The following is a 19,013-nucleotide window of genomic DNA, read 5'->3' as shown; positions in this document are numbered from 1 at the left end:
CTGCGCCCGTCGGTGCGGAGCGGCGGCAACTGTGTGCAGGACACGCCTCGTTGGAGTCGTTGCGTTCAACGCGTGCGGTGTGGGCTGTTTCACTCACCCCGCGTCGAACCCGGCCCGCCGCACGGCCGTGGCCACAGCGAGGCCGAGCGTGTGGTGACCGGAGTCGTTGGGATGCAGGCCGTCCGCCAGGTGCTCGGGGCCCAGCAGGTCGCGCCCCGGCAGCAGGGCGAGGCGGTCGTCCCCGGCGGCGATCCGGTCCCGGGTGGCGCGCTCCATCGCGTCGCGCAGTGCGCCGAGGGTGGCGCCCAGCTTGTTCGGGGTGCGCTCGGCGTCGGGGCGCAGTACGGGGGAGAGCAGCAGCAGCGGTGTCCGGGGGTGGCCCTGGCGGACCAGTTCGATGAACGCGCGGGTGGTCTCGTACAGCAGCGGCGCCGAAAAGGGCACGCGGGACCAGCAGTTGGTGCCGAAGGCAAGGGTGAGGGCATCGGCGGGGAGCCCGGCGATCTGCTCGGCGGTGGCAAGCTCTCCGCGGGCCGCGCCCGCGTAGCCGAGGTTGACCGTGTCCCAGCCGAGGGCCCGCCCGGCGATCGCCGGCCAGCCGTGTGCGGGCCGCGTGGACCACCAGCCCTCGGTGATCGAGTCCCCGTGCACCACCCAGCGCGGGGCGGGCGGCGCGGGGTCGACCTCGCCGCCGACCCCCCGTACGCCGAGGATCAGCGGGGACTGCGTCTCGGGCGGATGGACCGTGAACGGGCCGGAGCCGCCGGGCAGCTCGATGCGTACGACGGCTTCCGGAGCCGGCTCGGTGTACAGCTCGCGCACCACCCCGTGCCGGTCCCAGAGGGCGAAGCCGTGCGCCAGGTCGCGCAGCGCGTCGGTGGGACCGGGCACGGTCGCCCGGTAGCGGATCTCCACCGCCCGCGCGCCCCGGGCGGTGAACTCCAGGCGCACCCCGATGGGCAGGGTCGCCCGTTCGCCGGTGTCCCAGGGCAGCCGCATCGTGTCGGCGGGGTCGGCCCGCACCGGGCGGCCCCCGTCCAGCCAGGCCACGCCGCGCAGGAAGGGGCCGGGGTCCAGCCACTGCCCGCCGACGGCGCTCTCCGCGCCGGTGGCGGTGTCCGGGTGCTGCGGGATCATGCGCAGCGGGGTCCGCTCCCGGTCCGCGTCCTCGGTTTCGCGCGTGCTCACTGCTCGCCTCCGATCGTCGGGTACGGGAACTTCACGCCGACCCCGCCATCCACCACGAGCGTCTGCCCCGTGATGTACGCGGACTGCGGCGACGCCAGGAAATACAGCGCGGCCGCGATGTCCGCGGTCTCGGCGACCCGGCCCAGGGGGGCGTTCCGCGCGTTGCGCAGCCGCCCCTCGGTGCCCAGCAGCGCGGCGACCCGCGGGGTCCGCACCACACCCGGTGCCACCGCGTTGACCCGTACCCCGCGCGGGCCCAGTTCGACCGCCGCCGAGCGCACCAGTGACATCAGGCCGGCCTTCGCGGCCCCGTACGCGGCGTGCAGCGGAGCGGCGGTGAGGCCGGAAACGGAGGCGACGAAGACGAGCGGACCGCCGCCGGCCGCCGCCACGGCCTCGCCGCCGTACTGCACGGCCAGCCAGGCGTGCCGCAGCACCAGGTCGAAGTGCCAGTCCCAGTCGGCGTCGTCCAGCTCGGTCAGGGCGGCGTAGCGTGCCATGCCGACGACGTCGACGACCCCGCCGACCGGGCGGCCGCCGAGCAGCCGCGGGGCTTCGGCGAAGAGCTCCCGCATCGGGTCGCGGCGGGTGACGTCGGCCGTGTGGGGGACCCCGCCGGTCTCGGCGGCGACCGCCCGGGCCCGGTCGCCGTCCACGTCCACGCACAGCACGCGGGCGCCGCCGGCGGCCAGCGCGTGCGCGGTCTGGCGGCCGATGCCGTTGCCCGCGCCGAGCAGGACGAGGCCGCGGCCGTCGAGGCGGTGCAGGGCGGCGTAGTCGGGGACGGGGGAGGTGTCGAGGGGTGCGGGGGCGGCGGAGGTGTCGAGGGGAGCGGGGGCGGGGGAGGCGTCGAGGTCCCGCGCTTCCCCGGGCTCCGCGGTCATGCCCGCTCCCGGCGGGGCTCGTAGCGGGCCAGCTCCGGGATGACTTCCTTTCCGAGGATCTCCAGGGTCCGCAGGATCTCCCGGTGCTCCAGGTACCCCCACTGGACGTAGCAGATGAGCTGGTCGACGCCGAGGTCCGCGTACCGCTTGGCCTTGGTGACGATCGTCTGCGCGTCCCCGATCAGGATCATGTCGCCGTCGCCGAACTCCCTTACGGGTACGTTTCCCTCGAGGATCGGCGTGAGCAGCGGGAAGGTCCGCTCGCGTTCCTCGGGGCTCAGGTGCGGCAGCTCCCACTCCAGGGTGAACCGCGCGAGGTTCGAGTACCACCAGGCGACCGACTCCCATACGCGGGCGTCGGCGGCGGTGCGCGGCGGCGTCGCGTGGACCAGGGTGTAGGCGGCGACCCGGTCCGTGGTGACGTCGGTGAGCGGGCTCGCAGCCGCGGCCGCCGCCCGGTACGCGGCGACCTGGGCGGCCATCGCCTCCAGCGGCTGCATGATCGAGAAGGAGAGCAGCCCGAGGCCGTGCGCGCCCGCGACCTCTGCGGACCCGGGGGAGGTGGCCGCCATCCAGGCGGGCGGGTGCGGGTCCTGCACCGGCTTGGGGGTGACCATGCGGCGCGGGAAGCGGAAGCGCGGCGACTCGTGGGCGAAGTACTCCTCGCGCCACATCCCGGTCACGATCTCGATGGCCTCGCGCCAGTCGTCCCGCGACTTCTCGCGGTCCACCCCGAAGGCGGTCTGCTCCATGGGCGTGGAACGGCCGGTGCCCCATTCGACGCGGCCGCCGGAGAGCACGTCGACGGTGGCGACCTTCTCCGCGATGCGCTGGGGCGGCGTGAAGCCGAAGGGGGTGAGGGTCACGCCGAAGCCGAGCCGGATGCGCTCCGTGAGCCCGGCCAGGTGTCCGAGGAGCACCTCGGGGGCCGGGCAGTGCGAGCGGCCCTCGCGGAAGTGGTGCTCGACCGCCCACACGGTGCGAAAGCCCATCCGGTCGGCGAGCCGGATCTGCTCGACGGCCTCCCGGTAGGCCCGCTGCTCGGCGGTCCGCTGGCCGTGGGGATGGGCACCCGGCCAGGGCCTCGGTACGTCGATCTCGTAGAGCACGTCCAGATCCATGACGGCACGCTGCGGCAGATCTGACGAAGTGTCAATAAACGGGGTCTCGGAGGTGCTGCGCAGCGATCGATCATCCGTACGCAACAAAGGACCATCTAGGACAGATCCACGCAACGATCGTGCGCCAATGTGCAAGGATGGTGCATTACGGGCGGTATCCCTCAGCTCGTAGGCTCACTCGCTGTACGTGGAGTGGCGTGGACCGCCCGCTCGGCGGTCCCCCATGCCCAGGCAGGCTCCAGCGCTGCCTGCTCCTGCTCCGGGACCGCTGCGGTCGACGCCGACACCCCACCCGCAGTGACAAAGGAGTCCCCTCGTGCTCGATCACGGCCAGGCGCCACCGCTCACCCCCGAGCTCCGCAAGCCTGCCCACCCCCTGCTCCGCCGCAAGCCGGTGGAGCAGCTGGTCGCCGAGGGCGGCCAGGGCGAGGGCGGCGCGCTCAAGCGGTCGCTCACCATGTGGCAGCTCACCATGATCAGCATCGGCGCGACGCTGGGCACCGGCATCTTCGTCGTCCTCGGCGAGGCCACGCCGATCGCCGGCCCCGCCGTCTTCATCGCGTTCATCGTCGCGGGCCTGACGGCGCTGTTCTCCGCCCTCTCCTACGCCGAGCTGGCCGGCTCCATACCGGTCGCGGGCTCCTCGTACTCGTACGCCTACGCCACCATGGGCGAGCTCATCGCCTGGGTCTGCGGCTGGTGCCTGGTCCTGGAGTACGGCGTCTCGGTCGCGGCCGTCGCCGTCGGCTGGGGCCAGTACCTCAACGAGCTGCTCGACGGCACCCTCGGCTTCACCATCCCCCAGGGCTTCTCCGCCCCGCTGGGCGAGGGCGGCTACATCAACCTGCCCGCCCTGGTCGTGGTCCTGCTCTGCATGGTGTTCCTGCTGCGCGGGGCCAAGGAGAGCGCCCGGATCAACTCGATCATGGTCGGCGTCAAGATCGTCACGCTCGTGCTCTTCTGCGTCATCGGCTTCATGGGCATCAAGGCCGGCAACTACACCCCGCTGGCCCCGCTCGGCGTCACCGCCATCAGCACCGCCGCCTCGATGCTGTTCTTCTCGTACATCGGCTTCGACGCCGCCTCCACCGCCGGTGAGGAAGCCAAGAACCCGAAGCGGGACCTCCCGCGCGCGATCATGCTCTCGCTGCTGATCGTCACCGCCCTGTACTGCCTCGTCGCCCTGGTCGCCGTCGGCGCCATGCCGTGGCAGGACTTCGAGGGCAGCGAGGCCGCCCTGGCGCAGATCATGGAGAACGTCACCGGCCACGCCTTCTGGAGCGTCATCCTCGCCGCCGGCGCGGTCGTCGCCATCGCCAGCGTCGTCTTCGCCGTGCTGTACGGCCAGACCCGCATCCTGTTCGCGATGTCCCGCGACGGCCTGATGCCGAAGGCCTTCGCGAAGGTCGACCCGAAGACCGGCACCCCGCGGATCAACACGATCCTCGTCTGTGCCTTCTGCGGCCTGCTCGGCGCCTTCATCCCGCTCGGCGAGCTCGCCAACGCCACCAGCATCGGCACGCTCTTCGCCTTCGGCCTCGTCAACGTCGCCGTGGTCATCCTGCGCTACACCCGCCCCCACATGAACCGCACCTTCAGGGTCGCCCTCTTCCCGGTCACCCCGATCGTGGGCTTCCTCCTGTGCGGGTACCTGATGACGGAGCTGCCGGGAATCACCTGGCTGGTCTTCGGTGGCTGGATGGCGGTCGGGCTCGTGATCTACTTCTTCTACGGCATGCGCCGCTCCAGCCTGGCCACTGTGGCCGCCCCGGCCGCCCCGGCCGCGGAGGCCGCTGAATAGAAGCGATTCACCCCGTGCGACTGAACGATCTCGACGAACGCATCGTGCACGCCCTCGCCGAAGACGCCCGCCGCTCCTACGCGGACATCGGCTCCGAGGTCGGTCTCTCCGCCCCCGCCGTGAAGAGGCGCGTGGACCGGCTGCGCGCCGAGGGGACCATCACCGGCTTCACGGTCCGCGTGGACCCCGCCGCCATGGGCTGGGAGACCGAGGGCTTCATCGAGATGTACTGCCGTCACAACACCTCGCCGGACGACATCCGGCGCGGGCTGGAGCGCTACCCCGAGGTGGTGTCCGCGTCGACCGTCACCGGCGACGCGGACGCCCTCGTCCAGATCTTCGCCTCCGACATGAGGCACTTCGAGCGGGTCCTGGAGCGGATCGCGGGCGAGCCCTTCGTGGAGCGCACCAAATCGGTCCTCGTCCTGTCCCCGCTGCTGCGCCGCTTCACATCCGGTGCGCCGGCGTAGCCTCCCGGTCCGGCACGGTCGCCGCACTCCTCCCGCCCCGGACAGGGCGGGGGAGCGCGCGGCGCTCCTCCTCGGTCAGGCCGCCCCACACGCCGAAGGGCTCCTTCGTGCGCAGGGCGTAGTCCAGGCAGGCCGCGCGGACCGGGCAGCCGGCGCAGACCCGCTTCGCGGCCGCGTCGCGCTGCTCCCGGTCCTCACCCCGCTCACCGGCCGGGTGGAAGAACCGGGTCGAACCCAGGTCGCGGCAGGCCGCGCGCGACTGCCACTGCCAATGGTGGAGGGCGGAACCGGGCAACCGGGTCACGTCGGCCTTGGGTGTCCCGTGAGACGCGGGGGACACGGGGGGCGTGGCGGTCTGGGCGTTCCTGCCGGTCATGTGTTTCTTTCCCTTCGCGTTGCGGTCGACGCTCTCTTCCGCGTGTGACCGCTCCGCGCAGTGCCAAACCCTCCGTGCGCGAAGGTCTTTGTGCCACACACGGATCTCTGCCGCCCGGCCCGGAACGGTCCCGCGCCCGGTGGCAACCCGCCTCGACCGGGTCGGTCGCTCCGCGGCAACCCGCCTCGACCGGTCGGTCAGTCCTCCCTGCCCGGTGTGCGCAGCCCGATGAAGAGCGGCTCCCGGCGCAGGGTGAAGCCCATCGCCTCGTACAACCCGATGGCCGAGGTGTTCGAAGCGGCCGCGTGCAGGAACGGGCTGTCGCCGCGCTCCTCGACGGCGGCCACGACCGCGCGGATCAGCCGCCCGGCCAGCCCCTGGCCCCGGTACCCGGGGTGCGTGCACACCGCGCTGATCTCCGACCAGCCCGGCGGGCGCATCCGCTCACCGGCCATCGCGACGAGCCGGCCACCGCGGCGGATCCCGAGGTACGTGCCCAGCTCGATGGTGCGGTCGCCGAACGGGCCGGGCCTGGTCAGCCCCACCAGCTCCATCATCTCCGGCACGTCGGCGGGGCCCAGCAGCACCGCCTCGGGCTCCTCCTCGCCCCGCACCGGCCGGCCGTCCAGCTGCACGCCCGGCAGGGACAACAGGGTCTCCCAGCCGGCCGGCGGCGTCGGCAGGCCGGTCAGCCAGACCTCCTGCCCGGGGCCGACGAGCGCGGCCAGATCGGCCCAGGCGTGCGGGTCCTCGGGATCGCAGAGCGCGCCGAAGGGCGACACGCCGGAGGCGTAGCGGGCGGCCAGCCCGGCGGGGCCGGTCTCGGCGAAGCCCCGGTGCGGGCCGTCGAGCGCGGCCCAGACGGGATTGTCGAGGACCGCGTCGGGCCGGGACTCACGGGACATGGGGGTGATTCCTCCGTACGGCGCGGGCGGTCCGGACGGCCCGGGCGGCGGCGTGACCTTGTGATCATCGCCAGCCTAACCGGGGCCCGCGAGACGATAAGGACCCGGTGGACCCGGTGGGCCGGCTCGTCACACCACCCGCGTCCCCTCCCGCCCGAGCCGGTCCCGGGACCTTCGAACGGCGCCCGCGCGCAACGAATCGCCGCACCGGTCCCGCAACACGCAACGAATCGTTGCGGAGCGCAACGGTCACGGCTTGTCGGCGTCGAACGCGCGAACGTACCGTTGAAGGAACCCCCACCCCTTCTGTCACAGAGGTACGCCCATGCCCCCGCTGCGCACCGCCCTCCTGCAGAGCTCCGGACGGCTCGGCGACACCGCCGACAACCTGAAGGCGCTCGACGAGGCAGTGGCCCGCGCCGCGCAGGCGGAGGCCGGGATCCTCGTGACCTCGGAGATGTTCCTGACCGGCTACGCGCTGGAGATCGAGGACATCGCCCGGCTCGCCGAACCGGCCGACGGCATGTCCGCGCGCGCCATCGGCGAGATCGCCCGCCGCCACGGCGTGGCCGTGCTCTACGGCTACCCCGAGCGGGACGGCGAGGCCGTCTACAACGCGGCGCAGCTCATCGGTCCCGACGGGGAGCGGCTGGCGAACTACCGCAAGACCCACCTCTTCGGCTGCTTCGAGCAGGACGCCTTCACCCCCGGCGACACCGCCGTCGTCCAGGCGGACCTGCACGGTCTCCGCGTCGGCGTCATGATCTGCTACGACGTGGAGTTCCCCGAGAACGTACGGGCGCACGCGCTCGCCGGCACCGACCTCCTCCTGGTGCCGACCGCGCAGATGCACCCGTTCCAGTTCGTCGCCGAACAGCTCGTCCCCGTACGGGCCTTCGAGAACCAGATGTACATCGCGTACGTCAACCGGACCGGCCCCGAGGGCGAGTTCGAGTTCGTCGGCCTGAGCTGCCTGGCGAGCCCCGACGGCGTCACCCGGACCCGGGCCGGCCGCGGCGAGGAGCTGGTGTTCGGCGAGGCCGACCCCGAGCTGCTGCGCGTCTCGCGCGAGACCAACCCGTACCTGCGCGACCGCCGCCCCGGCCTGTACGCCTCCCTCGTCTGACCGCGGCCGCGCCGCCCCCCGCTTGCCCTTCCCCCCTGCCCCACCCGCTAGGAGTCGTACCCCATGACGTCCACGGTGCCCACCACCGCCGTCCCGCACAGCGACGGTCAGCCGCCGATCACGATGTTCGGTCCGGACTTCCCCTACGCGTACGACGACTTCCTCGCCCACCCGGCGGGCCTCGGCCAGATACCGGCGACCGAGCACGGAACCGAGGTCGCCGTCATCGGCGGCGGGCTGTCCGGCATCATCTCGGCGTACGAGCTGATGAAGATGGGCCTCAAGCCCGTCGTGTACGAGGCGGACCAGATCGGCGGCCGGCTGCGCACCGTCGGCTTCGAAGGCGCGGGCACCGAGGAACTGACCGCGGAGATGGGCGCCATGCGCTTCCCGCCGTCCTCCACCGCACTCCAGCACTACATCGACCTCGTCGGCCTGGTCACCGAGCCCTTCCCGAACCCGCTCGCCGAGGCAACCCCCTCGACGGTCGTCGACCTCAAGGGCGAGACCCACTACGCCGAGACCATCGCCGACCTCCCGCAGATCTACCGCGACGTGGCCGCCGCGTGGAACGACTGCCTCGACGAGGGCGCCGACTTCTCCGACATGAACACCGCGATGCGCGAGCGGGACGTCCCGCGCATCCGCGAGATCTGGGCGAAGCTCGTCGAGAAGCTCGACGACGAGACCTTCTACGGGTTCCTCTGCAAGTCCGAGGCCTTCAAGTCCTTCCGCAAGCGCGAGATCTTCGGCCAGGTCGGCTTCGGCACGGGCGGCTGGGACACCGACTTCCCGAACTCGATCCTGGAGATCCTGCGCGTCGTCTACACCGAGGCCGACGACCACCACCGCGGCATCGTGGGCGGCTCGCAGCAGCTTCCGCTGCGCATGTGGGACCGCGAGCCCGAGAAGATCGTCCACTGGGCGCAGGGCACCTCCCTCTCCTCGCTCCACGGCGGCGCGCCGCGTCCGGCCGTGACCCGCCTGCACCGCACGGCCGGCAACCGCATCACGGTGACGGACGCCTCGGGCGACATCCGCACCTACCGCGCGGCGATCTTCACGGCCCAGTCGTGGATGCTCCTGTCCAAGATCGCGTGCGACGACTCGCTCTTCCCGATCGACCACTGGACGGCGATCGAGCGGACCCACTACATGGAGTCGTCCAAGCTCTTCATCCCCGTGGACCGGCCGTTCTGGCTGGACAAGGACGAGGACACGGGCCGCGACGTCATGTCGATGACCCTGACCGACCGCATGACCCGCGGTACGTACCTCCTGGACAACGGGCCGGACAAGCCCGCCGTCATCTGCCTCTCGTACACGTGGTGCGACGACAGCCTGAAGTGGCTGCCGCTGTCCGCGAACGAGCGGATGGAGGTCATGCTGAAGTCCCTCGGCGAGATCTACCCCAAGGTGGACATCCGCCGCCACGTCATCGGCAACCCGGTGACCGTGTCGTGGGAGAACGAGCCCTACTTCATGGGCGCGTTCAAGGCCAACCTGCCGGGCCACTACCGCTACCAGCGGCGCCTGTTCACCCACTTCATGCAGGACCGCCTCCCCGAGGACAAGCGCGGCATCTTCCTCGCGGGCGACGACATCTCCTGGACGGCCGGCTGGGCGGAGGGCGCCGTCCAGACGGCGCTGAACGCGGTCTGGGGCGTGATGCACCACCTCGGCGGTTCCACGGACTCCACCAACCCGGGCCCGGGCGACGTCTACGACGAGATCGCCCCGGTCGAACTCCCCGAGGACTGACCCTCCCGGGCCCCTGCCCCACGGCCCCCCCCGACCACGGGCCGCCCCCGCGCACGAACGCGGCGGCGGCCCGTTCTCACGCCCGGGCCGTGCCCGCCCTGGCGGCCCGGTCTCAGCCCGTCGGGGTCAGTAGGCAGCGGCCCACCAGGCCGACGCCCGCGTCGAGGGATTCGGTGAACTCCTCGGCCAGATCGGGGGAGCGGCGCAGCGACCACAGCAGTCGGGCCGAGGCCCAGGCTCCCGCCCGGGCCCGTTCCAGGCTCCAGGCGCCCAGCAGGTGCGTCAGCGGGTCCGCGATCTCCAGGACGTCCGGACCGGGCATCAGGTCCTCCCGGATGTGCTCCTCCAGGGACACCAGGGTGTCGCCGACCCGGTCGAAGTCCGCTTCGAGCGCGGCCGGCTCGCACTCCAGGGAGCGGCACGTGGAGACCACCGCCAGTGCCAGGTCGTGGCCGATGTGCGCGTTGATCCCGGCCAGCGCGTGCTGGAGCGGCCGGATTCCCGGATGGCGGCGGTACTGCAGCAGCGGCCGCCAGCACGCCGGGGCCCGGTCCGTCTCCACCGCCGTGAGATAGCGCTCGGCGAAGCGGACGCTGAGCGTCTGCGCCCTGCGCGGCGAGGGGAAGGCCCCGTACGCGATCCGCTCGTGGAGCGTCTGGGTCACCGTGAGGTACACCCGGTTGAAGACGGCGACGCCGTCGCGCTCGGGGAGCCGCTCGTCCAGGGCGCGCATCCGCGCCAGCACCGCTTCCATGGGGACCATGGGAGGCAGCGTCCCAGCCGCGGGCCGGGATCAGGGGAACTTGGCCGTACGCTTCGCCGGTTCGGGCGAAACCGCGTCAACCCCGCTTGTCCCCGGAGTCTTCGACGGTCCCGGAGGGCCGGCCGTTCCTACCGGCCCCGTCCCCGTCCCCGTCCCCGCCGCCGTCGTCCCCGCCCTCGCCCTCGCCCTCGTCGTAGTCGGAGGTGCCGGCGTCGAGCAGCGGCTCCTGCCGCTTCAGGTGCGCGGGGGCGAAGTACCGCAGGACGTGGTAGCCGACCATGACGACGATCGTGCCGAGTGCGATCCCGCCCAGCTCGAAGCTGTCGGTGATGTCCAGCTTGACCCCGCCGATGCCGATGATGATGCCCGCCGCGGCCGGCACCAGGTTCAGCGGGTTGCGCAGGTCCACCCCGCCGTTGATCCAGATCTGCGCGCCGAGCAGGCCGATCATGCCGTACAGGATCACGGTGATGCCGCCCAGCACCCCGCCGGGGATCGCGGCGACGACCGCGCCGAACTTGGGGCACAGGCCGAAGAGGAGCGCGAAGCCGGCCGCGGCCCAGTAGGCCGCCGTGGAGTAGACGCGGGTGGCGGCCATGACGCCGATGTTCTCGGAGTACGTGGTGTTCGGCGGGCCGCCGACCGCGGTGGAGAGCATCGACGCGGCGCCGTCGGCCGCGATGGCGGTGCCGAGCTTGTCGTCGAGCGGGTCGCCGGTCATCTCGCCGACGGCCTTGATGTGTCCGGCGTTCTCCGCGATCAGCGCGATGACGACCGGCAGGGCGATCAGGATCGCCGACCACTCGAAGGCCGGCGCGTGGAAGGCCGGCAGCCCGATCCAGTCGGCCTCGGAGACCGCGGACAGGTCGAGCCGCCAGTGGTCGACGGCCGCCGTCCCGCCCGCCGTGGAGTGGATCTTGCCGAAGAGCAGGTCGAACAGCCAGGAGATGCCGTACCCGAAGATCAGGCCGAGGAAGATCGCGATCCGCGACCAGAAGCCCGGCAGGCAGACCACGGCCAGCCCGGTGAACATCATGGTCAGCAGCGCCGTCCACTGGTCCTGCGGCCAGTACGTGGACGCCGTCACGGGCGCCAGGTTGAAGCCGATCAGCATCACGACCGCGCCGGTCACCACCGGCGGCATCGCCGCGTGGATGATCCGCGCCCCGAACCGCTGGACGGCCAGACCGGCCAGGAACAGCGCCGCGCCGACCACGAACACCGCGCCCGTGACCGTCGCGCTGTTCCCGCCGCCCGCCCTGATGGCGGCCGCGACGCCCACGAAGGAGAGCGAGCAGCCCAGGTAGGAGGGGACCCGGCCGCGCGTCGCGAGCAGGAAGATGACGGTGGCGACGCCCGACATCATGATGGCGAGGTTCGGGTCCAGGCCCATGAGGACCGGGGCGACGAAACTCGCCCCGAACATCGCCACGACGTGCTGGGCGCCCAGCCCGGCGGTCCGCGGCCACGACAGCCGCTCCTCCGGCCGCACCACCGCGCCGGGAGCCGGGGTCCGCCCGTCTCCGTGCAGGGTCCAGCGCACGCCGAGGCCCATGTTCCACCGCTTTTCGTTCGTCAAGGTCCGGTAGGGCTACGTGGCCGCGGGCGGCCAGGCACCGGGCGCCATGTTACGGCTGGATAGCGGCGGGTTCGTCCTGGTTGACGGCGCCGGCAGGGTCGGCCCCCGGCGGCGGCTCCGCACCGCTCGCGGCCGCCACCGGCCGGGACCGCAGTACGGCCGCCCCCGCGATCAGCGCGAACGCCAGCAGCGTGACCAGGCCGAACGACACCACCAGCGAGGTCGCGTCGGCCACCGCGCCGATCGCCGACGGGGCGATCAGCCCCGAGGTGTACGTGATCGTCGCGACACCCGCGATGGCCTGCGCCGGGGCCGGACCGCTGCGCGCGGCGGCCGCGAAGGCCAGCGGGACCACCACGGCGATGCCGAGTCCGATCAGCCCGAAGCCGGCCAGGGCCGCCCCCGGACTGCGCACCGTGACCACCAGGATCCCGCCCGCGGTGGCCAGTACCCCGCCCGCGCGGACCGTGCGCACCGGCCCGAACCGGTCCACGACCCTGTCCCCGGCGAGCCGGGCCAGCGCCATGGTGAGCGCGAAGGCGGTGGTGGAGGCCGCGGCGAGCCCGGCGTCCGTGTGCAGCACGTCCCGCAGGTACACCGCCGACCAGTCCATGCTCGCACCCTCGGCGAAGACCGCGCAGAAGCCGATCGCCCCGATGAACAGCGCGGACTTGGGCGGCAGTGCGAAGTGCGGCGGCGCCTCGCCGTCCCCGTCGGTGCGCAGGTCCAGCACCCCCCGTACGGCGAACAGCCCGGCCGCCGTCAGGGCGAGCGCGGCGATCAGGTGGTGGAGGCGGGCGTCGGCGCCGGTGTGCGCGGCGACCGTTCCGGCGGCCGAGCCGATCAGGGCGCCCACGCTCCACATGCCGTGCAGGGAGGACATGATCGAGCGATTCAGCCGGTTCTCGGTCTCCACGCCCAGCGCGTTCATCGCCACGTCGGACATGCCGGCCGTGGCTCCGTAGACGAAGAGGGCGAAGCAGAGGGTCGCCAGGTTCGGGGCGAGGCTCGGCAGGGCGAGCGAGAGCGTCCACAGGGCCAGCAGCAGCCGCAGCGCGGTGCGCGCGCCGAGGCGGTGGTTGATCCGCCCGGCCAGCGGCATCGCCAGCGCGGCGCCGAGGGCGGGGAAGGCGAGGGCCAGGCCCAGGGTGCCCGCGCTGAGCTGCGCGTGGTCCTGGATCCAGGGGATGCGGGTGGCGAAGGAGCCGGTGACCGCGCCGTGTGCGCAGAAGACGCCGGCGACGGCGAAGCGGGCATGGCGCAGTCGCGCCGGGCTGAGGTCGGGTTCCCCGGTCATGACGCACAAACTATCAGGGACCCTGCCTGATAGTTAATGCCCGGGGAGCTCTTAAGATGACGCCGTGACTCCCGCCAACGCCCCGACCCGCGCCGCCGACGCCCCGGCCCCCGGCCCGTCCCCGTCGCCGGCCTCCCCGAGCACGGCCCGGGCCATCAACGACCGGCTCGCCCTGGGGCTGCTCCAGGACGAGGGCGCCCTGACGGCCACCCAGCTCAAGAAGCTCACCGGCCTGTCCCGCCCCTCCGTCGCCGACCTCGTCGAGCGGCTCACCCGGGCGGGACTGATCGAGGTCGTCGGGGAATCCGGCGAACAGCGGCGCGGACCCAACGCCCGGCTGTACGGGATCGTCGCGCGGCGCGCCTACCTCGCGGCGCTCGACGTCCGGACGGACAGCGCGACGGCGGTCGTAGCCGACCTCCTCGGGCGGCCGCTGGCGCAGGCGGCGCTGCCGGTGGACGCCGTGGACGAAGCGGTGGACCGGCTGGAGGAGCTCGCGCGGGAGGCGGGCGCTGACCGGCTGCACACGGTGGTGATCGGCGCGCCGGGACTGGTGGCGCCCGGCAGCGGCGAACTCGGCAACACCATCGGGCTGCCGGCCTGGCACCGGGACCTGGTGGCGGCCCTGCAGCGGCGGCTGCCGGCGGTGGTCGTGGTCGAGAACGAGACGAATCTGGCGGCCCTCGCCGAGCAGCGGGTCGGGGCGGCGCGGGACGTGGAGTCCTTCGTACTGCTGTGGCTCAGCGAAGGGGTCGGCGCCGCGGTGGTCCTGGACGGCAGGCTGCGCCGCGGCGCCTCCGGCGGGGCGGGCGAGATCGGCTTCCTGCCGGTGCCCGGCCCGAACGGGCTGCCATCGGCCACGGACTGCGCGGGCGGCTTCAACTCGCTGGCCGGGCGCGACGCCGTGGCCGCCCTCGCGGCCTCGTACGGATTCCACGGCCCGGTGGAGGAAGCGGCCGCGGGCGCGGCGGGCGACGCCTTCCTGGACGCCCTGGCCGACCGGCTCGCGCTGGGCGCGGCGGCCGTCGCGGCCCTCCTGGACCCCGGCTGCGTCGTGCTCGGCGGCGAACTCGGCCGCGCGGGGGGCGCGGCCCTCGCGGACCGGGTCGCGGGCCGCCTCGCCGCGATGTCCCCGGTCCCCACGGAGGTCCGGGCGACCGCCCTCGGGGATCCCGCGGTCCTCACGGGAGCCCGCCTGGCCGCCCGCGAGGCGGTCCAGGCGGTGCTGTTCGGCTGAGCCGACCCCGGATCGGCCGGGCCCTCAGCGGCCGTCAGCCCCCGCGAGGAACTCGGCGAAGGTCACCGTGCCCACGGCGTGCGCGGGCGTCAGGTGCCCGCCCCGCTTGAAGCCCGCGTAGGCCTTCCCGGCGAGCGGCAGGGGCACCACCCGCCGCCGTCGGCCGGTCGCCGCCAGGTACGCGCGGCCCAGCTCGGCCAGCGTGCGGATCTCCGGGCCGCCCATGTCCGCGACCCGGCCGGCCGGGGCCGGGACCGCCAGCTCCGCCAGCCGTGCCGCGACCTCCTCGACCGCGATCGGCTGCACCCGGACGCCGCTGGGCAGCGGCGCCACCACCGGGACCTTCGCCGCCGTTCCCACCAGCCGCGCCACCAGGTCGTGGAACTGCGTCGTGCGCAGGATCGTCACGCCGAGCCCCGACCGCTCCAGGATGCCTTCGACCTCCAGCTTCGCCCTGTAGTAGCCGAGCGGCACCACGTCCACCCCGACGATCGAGATGTAGACGATGTTCGTGACGGTTCCGGCCCGCCGCGCCGCCGCGACCAGGTGTCCCGCGGCTACCTCGTCACCGCCGCTCGGGCTGCTCGCGCAGTGCACGACGACCCGCACGCCGGCCATCGCGGCGTCCAGCCCGCTGCCGTCGCGCAGGTCGACGGGGTGGTCGGCGGAGTGCCGGCTCAGGACGCGCACCTCGTGGCCCGCGTCCCGCAGGCGCCGTACGACCGACGCGCCCAGGTTTCCGGTGCCGCCGGTCACGAGGATGGGGTGCTCGCTGCTCATGGTGTCCGTCCTTCGCTGAAGAGTGGGTTCACCAGCTGGGACCGGACAGGCCCCCGGAATGTGACAACTGGCGCCGGAGGAATCCCAGCTTCTCCGGGTTGAGCACCGTCCACAATCCGCTGACCAGCCCGTTCTCGAAGCGCACGAACAGGACCGCCGCCTCGCCGAGGACCAGTGCGGGTTCGCCGTTGACCTCGGCGCAGGAGACGGGGAGGTCCGCCGCGAACTTGCGCAGCACACCCAGCAGGAAGCGGGCCACGGCCTCCCGGCCGACGACCGGACGCCGCGCCGAGTTGACGACGCCGCCGCCGTCCCCCACGTACCGGGCGTCGGCCGCGAGCAGGCACTCCAGCCGCGCCAGTTCCCCGCCGCGCGCGGCCGCGAGGAAGGTCTCCACCAGGCTCCGCCACTGGGCGGGGTCCGGTGCGAAACGCCGTTCGGGCGCCGCGAGCCGTCCGGCCGCCCGCCGGTGGAGCTGGCGGCAGTTGGCCTCGGAGAGGTCCAGGAGTCCGGCGATCTCACGGTGGCCGTACGCGAAGGCCTCACGCAGCACGTACACCGCCCGCTCCACCGGCGTGAGCCGCTCCAGCAGCACCAGCAGCGCCATCGACACGCCGTCCCGCTGCTCGGCGGACTCCAGCGGACCGAGCGTCCCGTCCCCGGTCAGCACCGGTTCCGGCAGCCACGGGCCCGCGTACTCCTCGCGCCGGGCCCGTGCCGAGGTGAGCCGGTTGAGACACAGACGGGTGACGACCTTGGCGAGCCAGGCGCCGAGGTGCGCGATGGAATCGCGGTCGGCGGCCGAGTTCCAGCGCAGGTAGGCGTCCTGGACGGTGTCCTCGGCCTCCGCGGCCGACCCGAGCATGCGGTAGGCGATGCCGAAGATCCGCGGCCGGTGTTCCTCGAAGTCCGCGGCGGGGGCGGCGGGGTGTGCCATCACGGGGACCAGCCTACGGAGGGCTCACGCACGCACGCGCGAGGACCCGGTGGCCGCCGGGCCACCGGGTCCTCGCCTCCCCCTTCACGGGGGTCCTTCATCCGTGCGGCGTTCCCGCAGGGGTGTCAGCAGGCGCCCTGGTCCTTCCAGACGCCCCACTCGCCGGTGCTGCCGGGCTCCTCGTTCTGCGTCCACCACTGGGCCTTCCAGTGGTGGCCCTTGTGGGAGACGAGGCTGCCGCTGTTGTAGACCGTGCCCGCCACGTACGCCGGGCCGGTGCAGGCGCCACCCGTCGGAGGCGTGGTCGTGGGCGGCGTCGTGGTGGGCGGGGTGGTCGTGGGCGGAGTCGTCGTGGGCGGGGTCGTGGTCGGCGGGGTGGTGCCGCCAGGCTGGACCACGGCGACGCCGCGTGCCAGGTCACCGGCGAGCGCGTACGTCGTACCGGAGATGTTCACCGTCCAGTTGGAGGGTGTGGAGACCGGCAGGTAGTAGTTGAAGGCCAGGTCGACCGAGGCGCCCGGGGCCAGCGTCTGCCATGCCGGCAGCTTCAGCGAGACCCGGTGGAAGTCGCCCTTCAGGCCGCCGGCGTTGCCGCCGGTGTGGTCGCTCTTGATCACCTTGGTGCCGAAGCCCGACTGGTCGGAGGCGTTGGCCGGAGCCGAGGTCGAGTAGTCGAACTGGAACTCCGTGCCGCCCGGCAGCGTCGCCTGCGTGTTGTTGGTGATCTTGAGCTTCGGGGTGATCGGGTAGTTGGAGTCGCCCAGCTTGAACTCGGTGAACTCCGTCTTGATGTCCACGGCCTGCGTCGGCAGCACGGCGTTGGACTTCTTGGCGCCGTACGGGGAGGCCGCCTTGAACTTGTCGTACATCAGCGAGGTGAGCGTGTCGCCCATCTCGTACTGGCCCTTGGCGGCGTTCCAGCCGTAGTCGCCGGCCATCTCCCAGACCATGGTGCCGCCGATGCCGCGGTCGACCACGTAATCGGCCTTGGCCGCCACCGACTGCTCGTCCTCCGTGGAGAGGAAGACCTTCTTCTGCGCGTTCCACAGCCACGGCGCGACCAGGGTCGCGTCGTACTTGCGGACGTAGGTGCCGGTCAGGGTGGTGTTCGCCGGGAAGCCGTACCTGGTGACGTAGTCGCCGACGATCCCCTTCTCCAGGTTCTTGGCGTGCCACATCGGGTTGGAACCGGCCGGCGACTCGACGCCGTTGGTGTCCTTGTCGTGCCACAGGTTGTCGATGCCGACCGCGCCGTCACCGCACTTGGTCAGGCCCGCGCCGGCCGGGCAGGTGGTCGCGGAGGCCTTGCCCCACAGCCCGTCGGTGCCGCCCTGCACGTTCTTGTGGCCGCGCGTGTAGTACGGCAGGCCGATGTTGATGCGGCCGGCCGGCATGGAGCCGCGGAAGTAGTGGTAGGCCCAGTCGGTGTTGAGGTATCCGACGCCGCCGTACTGCGAGCTGCCGTAGACGTTCGCGGCGGCCAGCTCGGCGTCCTTGCCGTCGTCGAACAGCGAGGCGTTCGGGCCGACGAACTCGTTCCAGGCGCCGTGCAGGTCGTAGGACATGATGTTGACGTAGTCCAGGTACTTCTGCATCTGGAACGTCTCCATGCCCCGCAGCAGGTAGCCGGAGGAAGGGGCGGCGACGGTCAGCAGGTAGTGCTTGCCGTCGGTGGCGCCGGCCCGGTCGAGCTTCTCGCGCAGGCTCTTCATCAGGGCGTCGTAGCCCTTGACGAGACCGGCCCGGCGGGCGTTGGACAGCTGCCAGTCCAGCGGGTTGCCCGCGTCCTTCATGGTGGTCGGGTACTCGTAGTCGATGTCGACGCCGTTGAACCCGTACTTGCGGATGAACTCGACCGAGGAGTCCGCGAAGGTGTCGACGCCGGCCTGGTTGACCGAGCCGTCGGCGTTGGTGGCCATCGAGTAGAAACCGCCGGAGGCGACGCGGTTGCCGTCGTCGCCGAAGTAGCCGCCGGTCTCGGCCCAGCCGCCGACGGAGATCAGCGTCTTGACGTTCGGGTTCTGCTTCTTGAATTTGTTCAGCAGGTTGAAATTGCCCTTGTACGGCAGGGCGGGGTCCATCTCGGCGCCCGCGACGCCCGGCCAGGTCATCCCGGTGGCGGAGTTGTTCGCGTTGTCGGCGCCGACGGAGATCTTGTTGTCGCCGCCCACGTGGGCGAAGGCGTAGTTCAGGTGCGTGACCTTGGACCACGGGATGTTGTGGGGCAGGTAGGCGGGGGTGCCGTCCTTGCCCGTGCGCCAGCCGGTGAAGTAGCCGATGACGCGCCGCTGGTGGTCGGCGCCCATCTTCTCGCGGCCCTCGGTGTCGTAGACCGAGCAGTACGGGACGTCGACGCCCGCGGTCTTGTACAGACCGTCGGGGCGACAGGACTCGTTGTCGGCGGCGTGCGAGACGCCTGCCGAGAGGCCCGCTACCAGCAGGCCGGCGATTGCGGCGCCGGACGTCAGGAGCATGGCTCTCATCCGGGTGGGGGACAGCATTGTGCCTCCTGGGGAGGGGAGGATGGCAGGACACAACAGGCATGGAAGTGGTGCGTGTTGGCCCGTGACGTGCGCACATCTGACGGGCTGTCTCCCGGGGAAGACGAGGGGAACGTTAAGAGGACTAGACCAACCCGTCAATAGGTCTGGACCAAAGTGGAGGCCCGGCGGCCCCCGGCCCCGGCCCCCGCCGATCCGGATCCGGGCGGGGCCGCGCGGCCCCGCGGGCGGGATCCCCCAGGCCGGCCGTGGGCGGCCGAACGGCGCAAGGGCAGCGCCGGAGGGTG

16 protein-coding genes are annotated in these 19,013 nt (G+C 72.5%); 5 read left to right on the top strand and 11 right to left on the bottom strand.

What is annotated here, in order from left to right; genetic code table 11:
* Positions 1-93: 93 nt before the first annotated feature.
* Genes ACFWBY_RS33430 through ACFWBY_RS33420 form a run of 3 tightly spaced genes read right to left on the bottom strand, consistent with a single transcriptional unit; the run spans position 94 to position 3,193 of the window.
* Positions 94-1,137 carry a GDSL-type esterase/lipase family protein gene (locus ACFWBY_RS33430; RefSeq protein ID WP_385343557.1) on the bottom strand — a complete coding sequence of 348 codons (1,044 nt, stop codon included), beginning with the start codon at positions 1,135-1,137 and terminating at the stop codon, positions 94-96.
* 47 nt (positions 1,138-1,184) lie between these two features.
* The gene (locus tag ACFWBY_RS33425) at positions 1,185-2,072 is read right to left on the bottom strand and encodes an SDR family NAD(P)-dependent oxidoreductase (protein WP_385343529.1); all 888 of its coding nucleotides are present in this window, start codon (positions 2,070-2,072) and stop codon (positions 1,185-1,187) included.
* Positions 2,069-3,193: an LLM class flavin-dependent oxidoreductase gene (locus ACFWBY_RS33420; RefSeq protein WP_385343526.1), complete on the bottom strand. Its 1,125-nt coding sequence runs from the start codon at positions 3,191-3,193 to the stop codon at positions 2,069-2,071. The genes ACFWBY_RS33425 and ACFWBY_RS33420 overlap by 4 nt, the downstream gene beginning before the upstream one ends.
* Positions 3,194-3,509: 316 nt before the next feature.
* Here ACFWBY_RS33420 and ACFWBY_RS33415 point away from each other — a divergent pair, with 316 nt between their 5' ends.
* Complete coding sequence (locus tag ACFWBY_RS33415) at positions 3,510-4,994, top strand: amino acid permease (protein WP_385343523.1); 1,485 nt, start codon at positions 3,510-3,512, stop codon at positions 4,992-4,994.
* 14 nt (positions 4,995-5,008) lie between these two features.
* Entirely contained in the window at positions 5,009-5,464 is a 456-nt protein-coding gene (locus tag ACFWBY_RS33410) for an Lrp/AsnC family transcriptional regulator (RefSeq protein WP_385343520.1), read from the top strand.
* Here ACFWBY_RS33410 and ACFWBY_RS33405 read toward each other — a convergent pair.
* Together ACFWBY_RS33405 and ACFWBY_RS33400 are read right to left on the bottom strand one after the other, a co-directional pair.
* Entirely contained in the window at positions 5,442-5,804 is a 363-nt protein-coding gene (locus ACFWBY_RS33405) for a WhiB family transcriptional regulator (RefSeq protein WP_385343554.1), read from the bottom strand. The genes ACFWBY_RS33410 and ACFWBY_RS33405 overlap by 23 nt on opposite strands.
* A 233-nt stretch (positions 5,805-6,037) precedes the next feature.
* Positions 6,038-6,745 (bottom strand): GNAT family N-acetyltransferase, encoded by a 708-nt coding sequence (locus ACFWBY_RS33400; protein WP_385343517.1) that lies wholly within the window; start codon positions 6,743-6,745, stop codon positions 6,038-6,040.
* Between the two features lie 325 nt (positions 6,746-7,070).
* Here ACFWBY_RS33400 and ACFWBY_RS33395 point away from each other — a divergent pair, with 325 nt between their 5' ends.
* Positions 7,071-7,871, top strand: a complete 801-nt coding sequence (locus ACFWBY_RS33395; RefSeq protein WP_385343514.1) for a carbon-nitrogen hydrolase family protein — start codon at positions 7,071-7,073, stop codon at positions 7,869-7,871.
* 63 nt (positions 7,872-7,934) lie between these two features.
* Positions 7,935-9,632: a flavin monoamine oxidase family protein gene (locus tag ACFWBY_RS33390; RefSeq protein WP_385343512.1), complete on the top strand. Its 1,698-nt coding sequence runs from the start codon at positions 7,935-7,937 to the stop codon at positions 9,630-9,632.
* A 112-nt stretch (positions 9,633-9,744) separates the two neighbouring features.
* Here ACFWBY_RS33390 and ACFWBY_RS33385 read toward each other — a convergent pair whose 3' ends face one another.
* The 3 genes from ACFWBY_RS33385 to ACFWBY_RS33375 form a co-directional block, all read right to left on the bottom strand.
* Positions 9,745-10,395, bottom strand: coding sequence for a DUF5995 family protein (locus tag ACFWBY_RS33385; RefSeq protein ID WP_385343509.1), 651 nt, complete (start codon positions 10,393-10,395; stop codon positions 9,745-9,747).
* Positions 10,396-10,471: 76 nt separating this feature from the next.
* Positions 10,472-11,950 (bottom strand): uracil-xanthine permease family protein, encoded by a 1,479-nt coding sequence (locus ACFWBY_RS33380; protein WP_385343551.1) that lies wholly within the window; start codon positions 11,948-11,950, stop codon positions 10,472-10,474.
* A gap of 73 nt (positions 11,951-12,023) precedes the next feature.
* The gene (locus ACFWBY_RS33375) at positions 12,024-13,271 is read right to left on the bottom strand and encodes an MFS transporter (RefSeq protein ID WP_385343506.1); all 1,248 of its coding nucleotides are present in this window, start codon (positions 13,269-13,271) and stop codon (positions 12,024-12,026) included.
* A gap of 154 nt (positions 13,272-13,425) precedes the next feature.
* On the opposite strand from ACFWBY_RS33375, the gene ACFWBY_RS33370 reads away from it, so the two are divergent.
* Positions 13,426-14,508 carry an ROK family transcriptional regulator gene (locus ACFWBY_RS33370; RefSeq protein ID WP_385343548.1) on the top strand — a complete coding sequence of 361 codons (1,083 nt, stop codon included), beginning with the start codon at positions 13,426-13,428 and terminating at the stop codon, positions 14,506-14,508.
* 24 nt (positions 14,509-14,532) lie between these two features.
* Here the strand turns inward: ACFWBY_RS33370 and ACFWBY_RS33365 are convergent, their stop codons facing one another.
* The 3 genes from ACFWBY_RS33365 to ACFWBY_RS33355 all read right to left on the bottom strand — a co-directional run bounded on the left by ACFWBY_RS33365 (position 14,533) and on the right by ACFWBY_RS33355 (position 18,726).
* Positions 14,533-15,288 (bottom strand): SDR family oxidoreductase, encoded by a 756-nt coding sequence (locus ACFWBY_RS33365; RefSeq protein ID WP_385343504.1) that lies wholly within the window; start codon positions 15,286-15,288, stop codon positions 14,533-14,535.
* A 28-nt stretch (positions 15,289-15,316) separates the two neighbouring features.
* Positions 15,317-16,225 (bottom strand): RNA polymerase sigma-70 factor, encoded by a 909-nt coding sequence (locus ACFWBY_RS33360; RefSeq protein WP_385343545.1) that lies wholly within the window; start codon positions 16,223-16,225, stop codon positions 15,317-15,319.
* 125 nt (positions 16,226-16,350) lie between these two features.
* Positions 16,351-18,726, bottom strand: a complete 2,376-nt coding sequence (locus tag ACFWBY_RS33355) for a chitinase C-terminal domain-containing protein (protein ID WP_385340666.1) — start codon at positions 18,724-18,726, stop codon at positions 16,351-16,353.
* Positions 18,727-19,013: the final 287 nt, after the last annotated feature.

The sequence above is a fragment of the Streptomyces sp. NPDC060049 genome, from assembly GCF_042736715.1.
Taxonomy (GTDB): domain Bacteria; phylum Actinomycetota; class Actinomycetes; order Streptomycetales; family Streptomycetaceae; genus Streptomyces.
The sequence above is the reverse complement of the archived record's forward strand: the minus strand, read 5'-3'. Positions and strand labels throughout refer to the sequence as shown.